The sequence below is a fragment of the Sphingomonas sp. CCH9-F2 genome, assembly GCF_001556735.1.
In the GTDB taxonomy this organism is placed as follows: domain Bacteria; phylum Pseudomonadota; class Alphaproteobacteria; order Sphingomonadales; family Sphingomonadaceae; genus Sphingomonas; species Sphingomonas ginsenosidimutans.
On the sequence record NZ_LSJO01000379.1, the window covers coordinates 1 to 1,774 of the forward strand.

A 1,774-nucleotide genomic window follows, 5' to 3' on the forward strand; every position below is an offset into this window, starting at 1 on the left:
TCCATGCGGACCCGGCGATGGCGCGAAGCTCGGCCATGACGCGGGCCTTGTCCTCGCCCGCCTTGGCGAGCGCCGCCTGGTCCTCGCGCCGGGCGGCGTTGCCCGCCGCCGCGATCCGCTGCGCCATTTGCTCGGGCGTCATCGCCAGCGCCGGGGCGGCCTTCAGAAACTGGCCGATGCGCGCGATGTTCTCGCCCGCCGTGTCCACGCCCTGCTGCATCCGCCCCAGCGTCTCGGAATAATCGGGTATGTCTTGTCCGCCGCGCTCGGCCGCCAAGCCCTCCACGGCGCGGCGCAACAGCGCAAGCTCGCCGCGCATCGCCTCGAACGCCTCGGCTGCGTCGGCTCCTTGGCTATCGTCCTCGTCCGTCACCTGTCCCCCTTACCGGCTCATGCCACGATCGCGGTCGCGGCCTTGTCCGACCGACTGCGCGAGCTCCTGCCCGATCGACCGGCCCCGCTCCATGCGCAACGCCAGCTCGGACGCGCGGGCGCGCAACACGGATTCGAGCTGCGGATCGCGATGCAATCCGCCCGCCATGTTCTCCATGCGCTTGCCCAACTTATCAGCGCCCGCACGGTCGCCGGCACGCTCCATGCTGGCGCGCGCCTCCTTCATGCCCTGCCACTGCTCCACGAACCGGTCCGCGCGCTTCTCCGGGTCGATGCGGACCTGGCGCTCCGTCTCCATCGCCTTCACCGCGCCGCCCGTATTCCCCTCGGCCGCGTCGCGCGCGAGTCGGGGGTCGCGCTCGATCGCGCTGGCAAGGTCGCGGCTCCCAAGCGGTCGCACCTGGTCGAGCGCGTCGCCAGCCTTCGCCAGCGCCTGTTCCTGGTGCGCCAGCACCGGCAACCCCTTGTCCCGCATCCGGCCTATATCCGCTGCGGCGCGCCCATAGCGCTCGATCGCGCGGGCCTGCGAGGATGCCGGCGGCCGATCGGCCGCGACACGCTCCGGCGACGTCGCTTTCTCGGTCGCCGGCTTCGGCCGGAACCCCGCGAACATGCCCCGCGCCTTGTCGCGGACCTTCTCCGCCACTTGGCGCGCGAGTTCCGGGAACCGGATCTCGCGCCGATCGGCGAAGGCGCGGGCCTGGTCCTGCTCTGGCCGTGCATAGTCGCCGGCCATGTCCTTGCCCCGATCGCGCGATAGGGCGCGGACAAGCTGGCGCTGGTCGGCGAAGTCGTCGCGGCCATAGTGGAGCTGCACGTCGTCGCGATGCCGCGACAGGCCGACATAAGCGCTGTGCCGGTCCATGCCGGGGGTGGCGAGAATGTGGGCACTATCGACCGTCACGCCCTGCGCTTTGTGGAACGTGGCGGCGTAGCCGTGATCGACATGGGCATAGTCCTTCGCGTCGAACGCGACGCGCGCGCCACTGTCGAGCCGAACCTTCATGCCCTCGGCCGACACCTGCTCGATCGTGCCAAGCGTGCCGTTCTTCACCCCCAGCGACCGCTCGTTCCGCAGGAACATCAAGCGGTCGCCGCGCGCGAACGCGCGCGTCCCCCGGTCGGCGCTGAACGCCACGTCATCGCCAAGGTCGCCGGTCGCGCGAAGCCGGCCACGCGCCTCCTCGTTCAGCTCGCGAACCTCGGCGTTGGTGTGGGTGAGGATAACGCGGGATTTGCCCGGCTCGGCCTGGCGCGCACGATCCCAGCCGTCGACCAGCTCGCCCCGCGCCTGCTCGCGCGTGTCGGCCGCGTGGACCATGCCCTTGCCGTCATAAGCGTGGATCGCCTCGCCGGTGCGCCCCGTCGCCAGCGCGCGCGT

The 1,774-nt window shown here is 71.4% G+C and carries 2 pseudogenes; both read right to left on the reverse strand.

Annotated features, from left to right (window positions below):
- Nucleotides 1-373 (reverse strand): annotated as a pseudogene (locus tag AX685_RS23135) (DUF6118 family protein); the annotation flags it as partial.
- A gap of 9 nt (nucleotides 374-382) precedes the next feature.
- Nucleotides 383-1,774: pseudogene (locus tag AX685_RS22560) on the reverse strand (Ti-type conjugative transfer relaxase TraA); the annotation flags it as partial.